This is a genomic window from Microbacterium sp. JZ31, from assembly GCF_016805985.1.
GTDB lineage: Bacteria > Actinomycetota > Actinomycetes > Actinomycetales > Microbacteriaceae > Microbacterium.
In genome coordinates this window covers 202,262-217,502 of record NZ_CP017661.1, presented here as the reverse complement: position 1 = coordinate 217,502, position 15,241 = coordinate 202,262, and the positions used below count along the sequence as shown (strand labels likewise).

Here is a 15,241-nt window from a genome sequence, read left to right as displayed (position 1 = left end):
TCAGCGCTCCGCAGAGGGAAGGGTCGGGACAACGGATCCGGCGATCCGCAGTACCTTCTCCACAGACTCATGCTCGCCGATGGATATGCGCACGCCTTCGGGGAAGGGCCGGACGATGATCCCGGCGGCGTCGAAGGCCGCCGCGACGGCCGTGGACTCCAGCGTCTCGGAGGCCGGAAGCCACACGAAGTTGCCCTGCGCGTCCGGCACGCCCCAGCCCTGCGCGCGCAGCCCCTCGACGAGCGCCGAGCGGCGGGAGACCAGCTCGTCGACGCGCTCATCGAGCTCAGCCTGATGCGTGAGGCTGGCGACCGCCGCGGCCACGGCGGTGGCCGTGACCGACAGCGGCGTCACGGTGCTGCGGCCGGCGTCGAGCACACGCGGGTGCCCGATCGCGTAGCCCACACGCAGGGCCGCCAGGCCGTACGCCTTCGAGAACGTGCGCAGCACGACCACGTTCGGGTGCGCCTCGAACATGCGCTCCCCCAGACCGTCGACAGCGGCGTCGTCACGCACGAACTCGGCGTACGCCTCGTCCAGAAGGATGAGCACGTCGGCCGGCACCTTCTCGACGAACGCGTGGAACTCGGCGCTCGTGATCACCGGGCCGGTCGGGTTGTTCGGCGTGCACAGCAGGATGACCCGGGTGCGCTCGGTGACGGCGGCCGCCATCGCGTCGAGATCGTGCCGGCCGTCGGGCAGGTTCGCCACCTCCACGCTGGTGGCGCCGGCGATCAGCGCCAGGCCGGGATACGCCTCGAACGAGCGCCAGGAGTAGACGATCTCGTCACCCACGGTGGCGGCGGCCTGGATGAAGGCCTGCAGCAGCGCGACGCTGCCCGCCCCCACGAGCACGGCCTCGGGCTCGACGCCGTACTTGGCACCGAGCGCGGCCCGCAGGTTCGCGGCCGTGGCGTCCGGGTAGCGGTTGAAGTCGGCAGCGGCTCGCGCGGCCTCGACCACGCCGGGCAGCGGCGGGAACGGATTCTCGTTGCTCGAGAGCTTGAAGCCGCTCGGATCGGCGGCGCGCCCCTGCTTGTACGGCGGCAGCGCCGCGATCTCGGGCCGGATGCGAGGCAGCGTGGTCATGCGTCGATTCTCTCCTGCCCGCGGCCGACGTCCATCATCGCGCTGACGACGCTCCGAGCGTCCCCTCATCGGGATGCATCGGGTGCGCTCAGCGGCGACGCGGTGCGAGACTCGGGGCATGCGCTTCCTCATCCGCGTCGTCGTGAACGCGTTCGCCATCTGGGTCGTGACGCTGATGCCCGTGCTGCAGGTGAGCGTGACGCCGTTCGCCCCGGGCGGCGACCTGCAGCTCGTCCTGACCCTGCTGGTCGTGGCGGCGATCTTCGCGATCGTGAACACGATCATCGGCACCATCATCCGGATCGTCGCGTTCCCGCTGTACATCCTGACGCTCGGGCTCATCTCGCTCGTCGTGAACGGCTTCCTGCTGTGGCTGACCGCCGTGATCACGGGGGCGTGGAGCTGGGGCCTGACGGTGGGGGACTTCTGGTGGGGCGTCGTGGCGGCATTCGTGATCAGCGTCATCAACTGGCTGTTCGGCATCATCCTGCGACCCCAGCGGAAGAAGGACTGACTCATTCGGGCAGCCGGTTGGCGCTGTACTCGGTGACGTCGACGGTCTCGGCCTCGGCGAGCGCGGCCAGGTGCTCCCGGAACGGCGCCATGCGAGCGTCGCCGCTGGCCTCCACCTCCTCCAGGAGCGCGAGGTAGCCGCCGAACGCGTGCGCGCCGGGGTCCGGCCACCGCCCCGGCTCGCCATCTCCGCCGTAGTCGCCGCGGACGTCGAGGCTGTCGGGCGAGCCGACGACGCCGGGGATGCCGCCCCCGCTCAGTGATCCGACGAGGTCGTCCTCGAACGCGACGTGCATCGTGAGCGTGGCGGGATCGTGCGGCACGACCGCGGGGTGACCGAGCGCGAGGACCGAGGCGACCTGGTACTCGCCCTTGAGCGCGACGACGTTGGCGGCCATCACCCCCTGCGAGTGCCCCGTCAGGTCGATCACGTCGCCCGGCTTCGCCCCGGCTTGCCGCAGCGCCTCCTCGACGACGTCGGATGAGGTGCCCTCCTCCCCGGCGTGCTGTCGGAGGTTGGATTCCATGTCGAACGTCTCCTCGGGATCGCTCTCCCGCATGTCGCGGGTGCCGGTGATGTAGACGCCGAAGCGCCTGGATCCGTCCCCGAACGTGAGCTTCTCGATCCGCACGCGCGCCGCGCCCGCGCCGTACGGGATCCGCGCCGCGCGCTCGCGCAGCGACGTCGGCGGGGGCGCGGAGGCGACCGGGCGCGCCCACACCTCGACCGGATCGCTCCTCGGCGTCGGCGTCGCGCCGCGCGACCGGGCGGCACGGGCCGCCCTGACCGAGCCGATCGCCGCACCGAGGATCTCGCCGAACGCGTACTCGTCCGACATCGCGGCGGGGGCGTGCGGCGGCGCGTCCGGCGCGAGCGGAAGCAGCCACTCGAACCCCGACAGCCAGCTCGCGTCCCACTCCTCGAGCAGCGCCCGTGCCTCCTCCCGCGCTCCCGGGCTGCGCGCCTCGATGCCGTCCAACCGCCTCTCCAGCAGGCGGGCGTCGCGCGCGATGTCCGTGTGCGCGGCATCGGAGGTGCGCAGCAGCGCCAGACGCGCCTCGGTGTCGGCGGCGTCGTAGACGTCGGCCGCACGGCGCAGGTCACCCGCCGTGGCCTGTGCCGCGAGCGACGCCTGCGATGCGCGCGCGGAGACGTCCCACGCGGGGTCGCGGCGGTACGGCGGCGCGATGCCGAACCACGCGGACATCGCGTGATTCGCCGCGGCGGTCATCCGCCCCGCCACCGCGTCGAAACGCGCGGCCGCCTCCCGCAGCAGGTGCGTCGCGACCGCGATCGCGCCACCCGACCGGATTTCGTACCCCTCAGCCATGACACCGCGCGCCCGTCGCGAGATGGACGCCCTGCTGCCGCAAGCCCGCGGCAGCGCTCGCGGAGGCGTCGGCGAGCGACGTCGCCTCCCGCCACTGCGCGGCGGCGGCGTCGCGGAACGCATCGGCCGCCGAGGCGACCCAGGCCACCACGTCCTGCACCGCGGCCAGCTCGTCGCGCGCCGCGCCCAGCTCGCCGTGGGCGGCATCCAGCTGCGCGCACGCCGCCACGGGGAATCCGCAGCCGTCCAGTTCCGCCATGCCCCGACTCTTCCGTCGACGCGGGTGGACGATCGTCCGTCCCCGGCCGATCCCGAACAGGTGGGACGCGCTGCCTCCTGTGGACGACGCCCCGCCTGGACAAGCCGCCGCGCGCGGGCAGAATGGGCGCATGCCCGATCCGGACCCGTTCCGCGTCGTCTTCGTCTGCACCGGGAACATCTGCCGCTCGCCCATGGCGGAGGTCGTCCTGCGCACCCTCGCGACGGGCGCAGGGCTGGGTGGCCGCGTGCACTCCTCGAGCGCGGGCACCGGCGACTGGCACGTCGGCGAGCGCGCCGACGCCCGCACGCTCGCGGCCCTCGAGCGCCGCGGCTACGACGGCTCCGCGCACCGCGCGAAGCAGTTCACGGTCACCGCCTTCCACGACAACGACCTGGTCGTCGCCCTCGACCGCACGCACGAGCGCATCCTGCGCAGCTGGGCGCAGGACGACGACCATCGCGACCGCATCTCGCTGCTGACGTCCTTCGACCCGACGGCCGCGATGCCGGACGTCCCCGACCCCTATTACGCCGACGACCGGGCGTTCGACGACGTGCTCGGTATGATCGAGAGCGCCAGCCGGGCCCTGTTCCGTCAACTCGAACCGGCGATCCGGCCGCCTCGATCCGCCCCCTGACCCCGACCGGAGGTCTCGCGTGACCGCTCTTCCGTCCCAGCCGCTCAGCCCCCTCGACGGCCGCTACCGCGCCGCGGTCTCGCCCCTCGGCGAGTACCTGTCGGAGGCGGGCCTGAACCGGGCCCGCGTCGAGGTCGAGGTCGAGTGGATCATCACCCTCACGAACCACTCGCTGTTCGGCACCACTCCCCTGACGCAGGACGAGAAGCACCAGCTGCGCGCGCTGTACCTGACGTTCGGCCAGGCGGAGATCGACTGGCTCGCCGAGCGCGAGGCCGTCACGCGCCACGACGTGAAGGCCGTCGAGTACCTCGTGCGCGATCGCCTGAGCACGCTCGGCCTCGATCGCGTCGCCGAGCTCACCCACTTCGGCTGCACGAGCGAGGACGTCAACTCGCTCGCGTACGCCCTCACGGTCAAGCGCGCTATGACCGACGTGTGGCTGCCCGCGTTCCGCGGCGTGATCCAGCGCCTGCGGGATCTCGCCCTCGAGCACGCGGATGCCGCGATGCTGTCGCGCACGCACGGCCAGCCCGCGACGCCCACGACGATGGGCAAGGAGCTCGGCGTCTTCGTATGGCGCCTCGAGCGCGTCCTCACGCAGATCGACAGCAGCGAGTACCTCGGCAAGTTCTCGGGCGCGACCGGCACGTGGTCGGCGCACCTGGCGGCAGCGCCGCAGGTCGCGTGGCCGAACATCGCGCGCGAGTTCGTCGAGTCGCTCGACCTGACCTTCAACCCGCTCACGACGCAGATCGAGTCGCACGACTGGCAGGTCGAGCTGTACGACCGCATCCGGCATGCGGGCGGCATCCTGCACAACCTGGCGACCGACGTCTGGACGTACATCTCGCTCGGCTACTTCGCGCAGATCCCCGTGGCGGGGGCGACCGGCTCGTCGACCATGCCGCACAAGATCAACCCGATCCGCTTCGAGAACGCCGAGGCGAACCTCGAGCTGTCGGGCGCGCTGCTTGCCTCGCTGAGCTCGACCCTCGTCACCTCGCGCCTGCAGCGCGACCTGACCGACTCGACGACGCAGCGCAACATCGGCGTGGCCTTCGGGCACTCGCTGCTCGCGCTGGACAACCTCACGCGCGGCCTGGGCGAGATCTCCCTGTCCCGCGACGTGCTGCTCGCCGACCTCGACGCGAACTGGGAGGTGCTGGGCGAGGCGATCCAGACCGTCGTGCGCGCCGAGGTCACGGCCGGCCGGTCGACCATCGAGGACCCGTACGCCCTGCTCAAGGAGCTCACGCGCGGCCGCCGCGTCGGCGCCACCGACCTCGCCGAGTTCGTGAAGGGTCTCGAGATCGGCGATGAGGCGAAGCAGCGCCTGCTGGAGCTCACGCCCGCGACCTACACCGGCCTCGCGGAGCAGCTCACGCGCTCGAAGCTCTGACGGCACCGGCCGCCTGCGCGATCGTGCGCTGGCGGCCGCCTGCGCAGTCGTTCGGCAACGTTCGGCCGCACCAGCGCGCGGCGGCTGACGCCGCTCGGGTCAGTCCTCGTCGCTCTCGCTCTGGTTGCGCAGCGCCTCGTCGTCCAGCAGGGCGAGGTCGGCACGCGTGACGAGCTGCGACGTGACCGCGTACTCGACGAGCCGCGCGCGGCGGTTCGTGGCGAGCTTGCCCGGGCCGCCGCGCAGCCCCTGCACGCCCATCCGGTCGAGCTTGTCGCACACGTTGTCGAGCTTGCGGTTGAACTTGCTCATGGTCCAGCCGAGGCGCTGCGCGGCGGCGCTCGACGACGGCAGCTCGCTCACGCTGACGCCCTCGCGGCGCAGCATCGGCTCGGCGAGCGCGACGATCAGCAGCTTCTGCAGCGGCGTGAAGCTGACGGGCATGACCGTCGTCTCGCCGCTCATCGAGGCCTCGATCTGGCTCGAGACCGCGTACTGCGCCTCCTCGGTGTACAGCGTCAGCTCGTACGTCGTGGGGCCGGCGGTGAAGACGATCACGCTCTGGGCGAAGACGACGGGCATGCGTGCTCCGGGGGACAGCCACGACTGCACGGCGCCGCCCGCACTCGAAATGGTCGCCGCGAGGCGCGAGCCCACGTTCGCGAGCCACCACAGACCGTCGTGGTACTGCAGTTCGAGGAACTGGCGGTGCAGATACTGGTTGTCGTCGATCTCGAGATCGCCCTCGCGGCCGATCACGAAAGGACGCCCCATCGGCACCTCGTGCCATTCGCCCGCGAACTCGACGCGCAGCGGCGCGATCCTGCCCGGCATCGTATTGACCTCGACCTCGTCGAACGTACCCGTCGACGTATTCACCTCTGTCAAAAGATCGACCCCCTCCACGTGACATATTGTCACGCCGCGCGTGTCGACGCCCGGCAGACGTGCGGGTCGAGCTTGTGGCAGCGTGACACCGTTGCCCGGGGGAGGGCCTCCGGCCCTCAGTGCCCGATCACTCCCTGCGTCTCCACCATCATGCGGATCGCGGGGATCGTCTCGCGCCGGTGGAGATTCTCCGCTCGCACCTGGCCACCCAGCGACAGCAGCGGCACGAAGATGAAGGACTCCTCGTATGCGGGCTCGCCCTGCACCGCGACGGCCTGCGGGAAGACGTCCCACTCGAGCGTGCGCGACAGATGCGCCGCTCCGCCGGCCTTGACCAGGGTGAGAAACGTCTTCAGCTTGGTTCCCAGCCCGGCGACGCGGCCCGCGCGGTAGAGGATCGCGACCAGCCCGAGGCCGGGCTCCCACGTGATCAGGTCGCCGAGGCCGGTCACCATGATCGGGATCGCGATGCCGTCGCCCTGCGTCTTGCCGATGCAGTCGGCGAGCTCCGCCTCGAACTGCTTCGGATCGACGACACGTAGGAAGCCTTCCGCGAAGGTCCCGTATCCGTACTGCTCCCAGATCTCCACGAGCTCGTCCGGAACGCGGCCCCGGTACTCAGCGGTCGTCTCCGGCGGGACCGAGCTGTGCGGCACGAAGTCTGCGATGTCCACCATGCGCGACTGCCCGTCGATCAGTCGAACGACGGTCGAAGCTGCTCGCGCACGTCCTTGTAGTTCGCCGGCGTCACGTCCCAGCGACTCGCATCCTCGTCTTCGAACGTCACACCGTAGCGGCCCGACGTGCGGTCGAACTGCACGAGGGTCTTCTTAGGCAGGTCGTCCTCGGGCCCGAAGTAACCCCTCAGGTAGTCGAACACCGCCTCCCGAACCCACGACGACCGCACGGACGCGGCGGAGACCTCGCCGCCCGGCGAGTACGCATATCCGTAGGTGTCAGCCAGGTCGCCATCCTCGAAGGCCAGCACGAGCGCAAACGACGACCAATCGTCCCGCAACTGCGACCCCTGCAGGTTCTCGATGAGCGCGCGGACGAGAGCGACGGAGGCGTCTTCGGACATGGGGCTCCTCATTCGGGTTCTGATCAGGGTGTGAACGTGGCGCCATGCTCGTTCGGGAACGACGGCGTGTGCTCGCTGATGATATCCCCGGTCTCCGGGTCGCTCACGATGTAATGCACGTCGAAGCGCTCGGGCCGGATCGACCCGGGCGGGAAGACGTCGATGCTGTAATCGACCTGGGCACCGCCCTGCACGAGCTGGGCCCAGTGGTTCTCCATCCGCTTCCATGCGCCTCGGTTGAGGTTGGCGATCTGCGGGACGATCCCCTGGTCGGGCGTGTCACCGAAGAACCGGTGCGCGCCGAGATGGCCGCCATCGTCGCCCTTGTTGCCGAGGCGCCCGATCGCCGTGGCGTTGTCGCCGCGCTTGCCACCCCCGAAGTCCTCGAGGATCTTGCCGTCCTCATACACCGGGCGGCCACTGTCGGTGTCGTAGACCGTCGTCTTCGCATTGCGGCCGCGCGTGGTCGTCACCGCGTCGGTGCGCGACGCGTCGTCGGGTTTGTCGTCGAAGCGGTCCTCGCCCCGGACCCGCCGGACCCAGTCATCCAGCTGATCACCATGATTGCGCGCCAGCTGCGGCAGCTTCGCATCCGCATGCCGCGCCCCCCGCAACGCCGCCTCGGACAAGCTGTCGAAGATCGGCTTGAACTTCCCCACGATCAATCCCCCCGAAGTTCAACGCCGAGAACTCACTGAAGAACCGCGACGTCACCGTCTGAATGTCCTCCCCATGCATCCGCATGTCCGCCTGCCCCTGCTCCAACGCCGCCAGATCCGCCTGGAACTGATCCGAATCCCCCGCCGACGCCTCCACCAACGGCGCATCCAGCACCGCATCCACCACCGCAGGCAACTGCTCCCCCAACGGCTCCACCGCCATCGGCAGCAGCTGATTCAACAACTGCTCCACCGCCACATCCACCGCCGCATTGAGCATCTTCTTCTTGACGATCAACATCGCCCCCGCACCCACCGCCGTCAGCGGATTGGTCAGCATCGCCACCAACGCGATCATCGTCGTCGTCACATCCGCGATCACCTTGATCTTCAACGCGAAGATCGCATCCGCCCCGACATCCATCGCCGTCGCCGCCGGCGGCATCAGATCCACCAGCTTCTGCAGATTCTGCGACCGATTCGCATTCCACGCACTCACATACGCCGGACCCGTCTGCCCCACCAACGCCGACGCCAGATCCCCATTGACCTTCCGATCCACCGCCTGAATCGCCGCCTCCAGATCCGACCCATAAGCGCGCAGCAGAACCGCACCCTTACGCACCTCGTCCTCATCGATATCCGGCCACTCGAAACCCAGCTTCTCCATCACCCAGACAAGCTCATTCGGCAACATCATCCCCACGGCGCCACCTCCACGCCCGACTGTACGGTCGGGCCGCGGCGGGGACCATGGGCACCCCGCCGCGGGGCAGGGCTGCCCATCGGGCCGCGCTCTCGGGCGGAGCGCGGCAGGCGGGTTCAGCCGCGGGGCGCGAAGACCTCGCCGGCGGCCTGAATCTCGGCGGCATCCGGCACGCGGATCTCGTAGCCGCGCGCACGCACGTGCTCCAGGAAGTCGGCGTCGGGGGCGACGCCGTACGTCTGCACGTAGTAGGTCACGGGGCCCGCCCACACGTACTCGCCGTCCGTCCTGATGGTCAGCGGGACGACCCGCTCATCGCCACGCAGGATGTCGATGCCGCGCGCGGTGGTGTGCATCACCACGGCGCCGGCCTCCAGGTAGGCGCCGACCAGGACTCTCTCCTCCTCGGAGAGCCGCGCCTCGTTCAGCAGCGGCCGCTCGCCGGCGGCCAGCGGGATCGCGCCGGCCTGGAAGACGGAAACCTGCTCGACCATTCGCTCTGTCCTCCCGCCTGCCGAGCGTGCCACAGCTGGCTCCTTCCGAGAAGGAGCCCGGCTTCCATCCTCACGTGATCAGTCGCGGGGGCGGTCGATCTCGATGCTCGCGAAGCGAGAGCCGGGAAGCGACTTCACCGTGATCTCCGCGCCGGTGAGGGAGCCCGGCGCAAGCCCGAGCCGGGCCTCGAGCTGGATGGTGCTGAGCGCGCGCAGGTCCCCCGCCTCGCCGGCGGGAGCGAGGAACCTCATGTCGCCCGCGGCCGTCTCGCCGTACTCGTCGGGGCTGCTCTGACCGATCGCGTCCTCGTAGAGCTCCTCCATGACCTGGCTCGGCACCTTCTTCGGCACGCCCTTCACCTCGTCGAGGACATCGCCGGGCACCGCGTGGATCTCCTTGCCGACGGAGCGCCCCAGGTCTCGAGCGAGGTCGTAGTCGGGGTCGCGGTGCTTCGGGACGTGACCACGCGTCTCCCAGCCGCGCGCGGCGTCCTCACGGATGTCGTAGTCCTTCCTGTGCGACGCGGGCGCGTCTGCCCGGTGCCTCGGATCGTGATCCGCGTTCCGGCGATCCCAGCCCCGGATGGCGTCGGCGTCCGCGCGGTGCTTGCCTCCGCGCGCGCGGAACGTCCCCGCGAAACCGCGCTTGAACTCCCGCCCCGCGCCGTCGACGGCGTCGATGATCTCGCGCATCACGCTCTTCAACATCACCGTTCAGTCCCCCGAGATCTGCAGGTTCGCGAGGTCGGCGAGCAGCCGGTCTGTCAGCTCCTCGACGTCCGCGGCGTGCGCATCCATGTCGGCCGCGATCTGGTCGAGCGCGTCGAGATCGGCGTACAGCTCGTCGACGTCGCCGAACGTCGCCTCGACGACCGGCGCGTCCAGCAGGGCCACGACCATGCCGGGCACCCGCTCGGCGAGCGGCTCGACGGCGAGCGGCAGGACCTGGTCGATGACCTTCTCGAGCGTCGCCTCCATCGCCATGTCGAACAGCTTCTTGCGCGCGAGGATCAGCACCGCGGCACCGCCCGCGCCGAACGGCCCCGCGGCGAGCAGCGGCACGAGCTGGGCGAGCGTGATCGTGACGTCCGCGATGACCTTGATCTTCAGGGCCAGCACGATGTCGGCGGCGATGTCGATGCCGATCGCCGCCGGGCTCAGCACGTCGAGGAGCTGCTGGACGTTCTGCGAGCGGTTCAGGTTCCATCCGTTGATGTGCGCGCCCCCCGCTGTGCCGCGCATGACGGCCGCGAACTCGCCGTTGATGCGGCGATCGGCGGTCTGGACGAGCGCCTCCATGTCGTCGCGGTAGGCGCGCACGAGGTCGGCGGCCCGCCGGACCTCGTCCTCGTCGATGTCGGGCCACTCGAGGCCCATCTTGTCCATGATCCAGATCAGCTCGTCCGGCAGCATCATCCCCACGCCGACCACCTCCCACCCGGACGCTACGCACCCGCCGGCACGGCTCCAATGGGGAGGCCGCCCCCGGGGCCGACTGCCCATGCGCACGGTCGGAAGAGCCGCTCAGCACGCGGCGCGGGCACGGGTCACCCGAGTGAACGGCGGGCCCTGGCCACCTGGCGCAGCTTCTTCAGGACGTGCTCGAGCGCGTCCGATTCGCCGTCGAACCTCCGCAGCGTCGACTCGATCATGCTCGCGCGCTCATTGACGAGGTACACCGCCCACTGATCGCCGTCGCGATCCAGCACGACCGCGTCATCGTGGAGACGGCCGGCGCCGTAGATCACCGGCGGGTCGAGCTCTCTTCGTCGACGACCCGCGTGAGCTCCTCGATGTCCATCGTCGTTCATCCCCCGCGCTGACGACCACCGTCGAACGGTGCTCAGCGCGAACCGTAGGCGGCGGCGTGCGCCTCGAGGTAGTCCGATCCGAGTCGCAGGCGCGCGTACCGGTCGACGGCTTCGAGCGCCGCGGCCAGTTCCTCGTGTGCCATCAGCGCCAGTTGTACGTGAAGGCCCAGTAGAGCGCCTCGAGCGCGTCCGCTCCCAGCTCGGGGTGCCGTGCGGCCATCTCGCGCTGCGCGTGACGCCCCGCCTCCACGAGCGTGCTCGACGACCAGTCGATCTCGACCGACATGCACTCGGCCACGATGTCGGTCACGCGCGTCAGCAGGTCGTCGGGATCGCTCTCGGTCGCCGCCCCCTTCGCAGCCTCGGCGTCGCTCTTCGGGAAGGGCGACCGGCCCTTCGCCAGATAGGCGATGACCGCCTGACTGAGCTCTCGATCCTCCACGGCATTTCCCATCGCGTTCATGTCGGCCAGACCACCGTCTCCTCGAGAGTATCCGGATGGATCCGGATCACCTGCGTCACGTCGGGATTCGCCTTCAGCCGCTCCAGCTCCGCCCACCACACCGCATTCGGTCGGATGCCGTCGCCGAGCACGGCGCGCACGACGCCGGACGCGCCGTTCGCGTACGCCTCCGAAACCCGTGTCCAGGTCTCGACGACCGCCGGGTCGTCCGCGTTCCACTCGGGCATCTCGATCCTGCGCGATTCGATGAGCATCTCGAGCGTCGTGCCGTGATTGTCCGCCGCGATCCGCCCGGCGATCGCCTGCCCGTCGCGAGGCCACATGCCGGACCAGTAGAACGCTCCGTCGCGCCGGGTGCGGAAGTCCTCGGGATTCACCGTTCCGTCGGCGTTGAAGCCCGGACGAGCCTGACTCTCCTGGGGCTCCACCGTGTCGGGCTTGGTGGGGGTGTCGGGTTTGTCGTCGAAGCGGTCCTCGCCCCGGACCCGCCGGACCCAGTCATCCAGCTGATCACCATGATTGCGCGCCAGCTGCGGCAGCTTCGCATCCGCATGCCGCGCCCCCCGCAACGCCGCCTCGGACAAGCTGTCGAAGATCGGCTTGAACTTCCCCACGATCAATCCCCCCCGAAGTTCAACGCCGAGAACTCACTGAAGAACCGCGACGTCACCGTCTGAATGTCCTCCCCATGCATCCGCATGTCCGCCTGCCCCTGCTCCAACGCCGCCAGATCCGCCTGGAACTGATCCGAATCCCCCGCCGACGCCTCCACCAACGGCGCATCCAGCACCGCATCCACCACCGCAGGCAACTGCTCCCCAACGGCTCCACCGCCATCGGCAGCAGCTGATTCAACAACTGCTCCACCGCCACATCCACCGCCGCATTGAGCATCTTCTTCTTGACGATCAACATCGCCCCCGCACCCACCGCCGTCAGCGGATTGGTCAGCATCGCCACCAACGCGATCATCGTCGTCGTCACATCCGCGATCACCTTGATCTTCAACGCGAAGATCGCATCCGCCCCGACATCCATCGCCGTCGCCGCCGGCGGCATCAGATCCACCAGCTTCTGCAGATTCTGCGACCGATTCGCATTCCACGCACTCACATACGCCGGACCCGTCTGCCCCACCAACGCCGACGCCAGATCCCCATTGACCTTCCGATCCACCGCCTGAATCGCCGCCTCCAGATCCGACCCATAAGCGCGCAGCAGAACCGCACCCTTACGCACCTCGTCCTCATCGATATCCGGCCACTCGAAACCCAGCTTCTCCATCACCCAGACAAGCTCATTCGGCAACATCATCCCCACGGCGGAACACCTCCCTCGGAGACACTAGGCGCTGGCGCGAGCGGCTCGCGATGGGGACCTTGACCCCGGGAAGCGCACCCCGTCACGGGACCACCGACCACTGCGCGGCGCGGGACGTCAGGGAGCCCAGCGCACCGGGACGCGGGGAGACGCCCGTGACGTCGCGGTCCACGATCGTCACGCGCGGGTTCGCCGCGATCGGCAGCGCGACGGCCGCGCGGACGATCGTGGCCTCGATCCGCGCGCGCACCGCCCGCGCCTCGTACACGTCGGACGTGCGCGACAGCGCGGTGATCAGCTCGTCCCGCTCCGGATCGGCGTGGCGCGTGATCGCCTCGGCGCCGTCCGTGCCCCACTGCGTCGCGATCTGCGCGGGCGTGATCGGGATCGGCACGCGCGCGATCACGGCGTCCCACGTGCGCTCCGCGAGGGCCGCGTCGAAGTCGTCGGCGCCGCAGTCGGTCACGCCCCAGCCGCCCTCGCGCGCGGCGGCGCTGAGGGCCGCGAACGCTCCCGCCGCGAACTCGCTGCCGCGGTCGTACAGCACGCAGACCCGGGATCCAGCCGCGACACCCGCCGCCTGCCGCTCCTCCTCGGGCTGACCGTCCGGCGAGGCGAGCGCCTCGGCGAAGCCGGCGTCCTCGCTCACGATGTCGTAGGCGGCGGATCCCGGAGCGGAGACCATGGACGTGGAGGCGGCGTACGCCTGCGCCCATTCCCCCGCTCCGCCCTCGATGAGGGCGTTCGCCGGGACCGCATGGATGAACGCGGTGCGCACGCGGTGCTGCGCGAAGATGCCGGAGGGGTTCAGCAGCATCGCCCACAGGCTGCCGTCATGCTGGGTCTCGACCAGGTGGTCGGTGCGCTCGAGCTCGCGGATCGCCGCGCGGTTGGCGCCGACCGGTGCGACCTGCGCCACGTCGAGGCCCTCGCCGATCGCCGCGACCGCATCGTCGCCGGGCGGCACGAGGTCGATCCGGGCGACCTGCGGCGTGACCGCGCCGCGGAACGCTGCGTTGGGCACGAGCGTCACGGTCTGGGCGCCGTCCGCGCTGCCGATGCTCTCGACGCGGAACGGGCCGCTGGAGACGAGAAGATCGCCGGCGACCTCGGCGGACGGGTCGATCGCGAAGCCCTCGTTCCAGACGGCCGCGAGATCCTCGAGCGCGTCGAGGTCCTCGTCCCGGATCGCCCGGATGACGGCCTGCTTCGCCTCCATGTCGTCGTCGATCCCGAACGCCAGACGCCCGGCCACGTGAGCCGGCACGGGCACGGTCAGGGCGCCCTGCCAGTCGCGCACCGGCTCGGTGAACGTCACATCGATCGAACGGGCGAACTCGTCGATCTCGGGCAGCTCGTCGGACCTGCGCAGGTCGCCCGGCACCGCGTCGAACCAGGGCACGCCTGCGACGGGCTGGAAGACGCCCTCGCCGTCGCGATGCTCGTCGGCGTCGAAGCCGTCGGGCGCGAAGTAGCTCGAAGCCGCCGCCCAGCCGAGCAGCAGGTCGGCGGCGTCGAGCGGGATGCCGTCGGACCACGCGGGCTCGGCGAGGTCGTAGCGCACCGTGAACGGATCCTCGCTCGTGATCGTGACGGCTCCGAAGCTCGGGTCCGGCTCGATCTCGCCGTCGACGCTGTCCCCGAAGTCGGCGCGGGTCATCTCCGCGATGTCGATGTTGCCGGGCGTCGCGGTCGCGACGGATGCGGCGTTCGCGGCGGTGAACCGCTCGTCCCAGCCGACGGCGATCTCGGTGCCCGCCACCACGGAGTCGGGCAGCGCGGGCGCACAGCCGGCCAGAGCCGCCGCGAGCACCAGAGCGAGGGGCGCCGCGAGCGCGCGATGTGCTCTCATCGGGCCGCCGCTATGCGAGGCCGGTGCTGTCGTCGTTCTCCGCCATGGCGCGATACGGCTCGCTCTCATCGCTCTCGAGCCAGGCACGGGCGTGCTCGATCAGCACCGCCGGCGAGTCCTCCGCCTCCTGCGCGGTGGCGAACGGGCCGATCACCTCGTCGGACGGGCGCTCGTCGGCGCGCTCCACCGCCTGCGTGCGCAAGTTGTACCAGTAGCTCTGTGACCCGCTCATGTCCCCGATCCTATTCAGCGCGCTCGCCGCCCCGCGGAAATGCGAGGGCCGTGGTGCCGGTCTCGTGACCGGGCACCACGGCCCTCGGCGCAGGCTGGGCTCAGGCGCCGCCCGCCATGCTGGCGTCCGTGTCGCGGATCTGGTCCGCCATCTTATCGAGCGCCTCGGCCATGTCGTTCACGGCCTCCGACGCGTCGTCGAGGCTGCTCGTGAGCTCCTGGTAGGCGGTCTGGTACGCGCCCGAGGCGTTCTCGGTCTTGAACCCGTCCTCGACGAGCTCGTCGATGATGCCCTGCAGCTCCTTCAGCGTGTCGCCGATCGTGCTGCGACCGTCGCGCAGCTTCGCGGCCGCGCCCTCCATCTCGCTGTACGTTGCACCGAAATCGTGTCCGGCCATGAAAATCGCCTCCCAGCGTTCTTCGTTCTCCAGGCCCCCATGGCCTCTGCGACGAGGCTAACGAACCTTCGCCGTCTCGCACACGGGGAGGGGTACCCCGGGTA

The 15,241-nt window shown here is 70.2% G+C and carries 21 protein-coding genes; 3 read left to right on the top strand and 18 right to left on the bottom strand.

The window, feature by feature from the left end:
• Positions 1-1,089, bottom strand: a complete 1,089-nt coding sequence (locus BJP60_RS01065) for a histidinol-phosphate transaminase (protein WP_203136988.1) — start codon at positions 1,087-1,089, stop codon at positions 1-3.
• Positions 1,090-1,207: 118 nt separating this feature from the next.
• Here BJP60_RS01065 and BJP60_RS01060 point away from each other — a divergent pair, with 118 nt between their 5' ends.
• Positions 1,208-1,603 carry a phage holin family protein gene (locus tag BJP60_RS01060; protein WP_203136986.1) on the top strand — a complete coding sequence of 132 codons (396 nt, stop codon included), beginning with the start codon at positions 1,208-1,210 and terminating at the stop codon, positions 1,601-1,603.
• Between the two features lies 1 nt (position 1,604).
• On the opposite strand, the gene BJP60_RS01055 is transcribed toward BJP60_RS01060, so the two are convergent.
• Both BJP60_RS01055 and BJP60_RS01050 read right to left on the bottom strand, forming a co-directional pair.
• Entirely contained in the window at positions 1,605-2,933 is a 1,329-nt protein-coding gene (locus BJP60_RS01055; RefSeq protein WP_203136984.1) for a hypothetical protein, read from the bottom strand.
• Positions 2,926-3,192, bottom strand: coding sequence for a hypothetical protein (locus tag BJP60_RS01050; protein WP_203136983.1), 267 nt, complete (start codon positions 3,190-3,192; stop codon positions 2,926-2,928). The genes BJP60_RS01055 and BJP60_RS01050 overlap by 8 nt, the downstream gene beginning before the upstream one ends.
• A 130-nt stretch (positions 3,193-3,322) precedes the next feature.
• Here BJP60_RS01050 and BJP60_RS01045 point away from each other — a divergent pair, with 130 nt between their 5' ends.
• Both BJP60_RS01045 and purB read left to right on the top strand, forming a co-directional pair.
• Entirely contained in the window at positions 3,323-3,832 is a 510-nt protein-coding gene (locus BJP60_RS01045) for a low molecular weight protein-tyrosine-phosphatase (protein ID WP_203136981.1), read from the top strand.
• A gap of 19 nt (positions 3,833-3,851) precedes the next feature.
• A complete protein-coding gene (gene purB / locus BJP60_RS01040) occupies positions 3,852-5,234 on the top strand; it encodes an adenylosuccinate lyase (RefSeq protein WP_203136979.1) in 1,383 nt (460 codons plus the stop codon).
• A 99-nt stretch (positions 5,235-5,333) separates the two neighbouring features.
• Here the strand turns inward: purB and BJP60_RS01035 are convergent, their stop codons facing one another.
• The 15 genes from BJP60_RS01035 to BJP60_RS00965 form a co-directional block, all read right to left on the bottom strand.
• Positions 5,334-6,056 carry a hypothetical protein gene (locus BJP60_RS01035; protein ID WP_203138811.1) on the bottom strand — a complete coding sequence of 241 codons (723 nt, stop codon included), beginning with the start codon at positions 6,054-6,056 and terminating at the stop codon, positions 5,334-5,336.
• A 182-nt stretch (positions 6,057-6,238) separates the two neighbouring features.
• Positions 6,239-6,799, bottom strand: a complete 561-nt coding sequence (locus BJP60_RS01030; RefSeq protein WP_203136977.1) for a GAD-like domain-containing protein — start codon at positions 6,797-6,799, stop codon at positions 6,239-6,241.
• Between the two features lie 17 nt (positions 6,800-6,816).
• Complete coding sequence (locus BJP60_RS01025; RefSeq protein WP_203136976.1) at positions 6,817-7,203, bottom strand: hypothetical protein; 387 nt, start codon at positions 7,201-7,203, stop codon at positions 6,817-6,819.
• A 23-nt stretch (positions 7,204-7,226) separates the two neighbouring features.
• Complete coding sequence (locus BJP60_RS01020) at positions 7,227-7,862, bottom strand: DNA/RNA non-specific endonuclease (RefSeq protein WP_203136974.1); 636 nt, start codon at positions 7,860-7,862, stop codon at positions 7,227-7,229.
• Positions 7,759-8,562, bottom strand: a complete 804-nt coding sequence (locus tag BJP60_RS01015; protein WP_238439672.1) for a WXG100-like domain-containing protein — start codon at positions 8,560-8,562, stop codon at positions 7,759-7,761. The genes BJP60_RS01020 and BJP60_RS01015 overlap by 104 nt, the downstream gene beginning before the upstream one ends.
• 122 nt (positions 8,563-8,684) lie before the next feature.
• Positions 8,685-9,062, bottom strand: coding sequence for a hypothetical protein (locus tag BJP60_RS01010; RefSeq protein ID WP_203136973.1), 378 nt, complete (start codon positions 9,060-9,062; stop codon positions 8,685-8,687).
• 78 nt (positions 9,063-9,140) lie between these two features.
• The gene (locus tag BJP60_RS01005; protein ID WP_238439493.1) at positions 9,141-9,755 is read right to left on the bottom strand and encodes a hypothetical protein; all 615 of its coding nucleotides are present in this window, start codon (positions 9,753-9,755) and stop codon (positions 9,141-9,143) included.
• A 21-nt stretch (positions 9,756-9,776) separates the two neighbouring features.
• Positions 9,777-10,478, bottom strand: a complete 702-nt coding sequence (locus BJP60_RS01000; protein WP_203138809.1) for a WXG100-like domain-containing protein — start codon at positions 10,476-10,478, stop codon at positions 9,777-9,779.
• Positions 10,479-10,609: 131 nt separating this feature from the next.
• Positions 10,610-10,771, bottom strand: coding sequence for a hypothetical protein (locus BJP60_RS00995; protein ID WP_203136971.1), 162 nt, complete (start codon positions 10,769-10,771; stop codon positions 10,610-10,612).
• A gap of 244 nt (positions 10,772-11,015) precedes the next feature.
• Positions 11,016-11,315 carry a hypothetical protein gene (locus BJP60_RS00990; protein ID WP_203136970.1) on the bottom strand — a complete coding sequence of 100 codons (300 nt, stop codon included), beginning with the start codon at positions 11,313-11,315 and terminating at the stop codon, positions 11,016-11,018.
• Positions 11,316-11,332: 17 nt separating this feature from the next.
• On the bottom strand, positions 11,333-11,950 hold the full coding sequence (locus tag BJP60_RS00985) for a hypothetical protein (protein ID WP_203136969.1): 618 nt from the start codon (positions 11,948-11,950) through the stop codon (positions 11,333-11,335).
• Between the two features lie 52 nt (positions 11,951-12,002).
• On the bottom strand, positions 12,003-12,650 hold the full coding sequence (locus BJP60_RS00980; protein ID WP_442923429.1) for a WXG100-like domain-containing protein: 648 nt from the start codon (positions 12,648-12,650) through the stop codon (positions 12,003-12,005).
• Between the two features lie 88 nt (positions 12,651-12,738).
• A complete protein-coding gene (locus BJP60_RS00975; protein ID WP_203136968.1) occupies positions 12,739-14,508 on the bottom strand; it encodes an ABC transporter substrate-binding protein in 1,770 nt (589 codons plus the stop codon).
• A gap of 10 nt (positions 14,509-14,518) precedes the next feature.
• Positions 14,519-14,740, bottom strand: a complete 222-nt coding sequence (locus tag BJP60_RS00970) for a hypothetical protein (RefSeq protein ID WP_203136967.1) — start codon at positions 14,738-14,740, stop codon at positions 14,519-14,521.
• Positions 14,741-14,840: 100 nt separating this feature from the next.
• On the bottom strand, positions 14,841-15,137 hold the full coding sequence (locus tag BJP60_RS00965; RefSeq protein ID WP_238439491.1) for a WXG100 family type VII secretion target: 297 nt from the start codon (positions 15,135-15,137) through the stop codon (positions 14,841-14,843).
• Positions 15,138-15,241 lie beyond the last annotated feature (104 nt).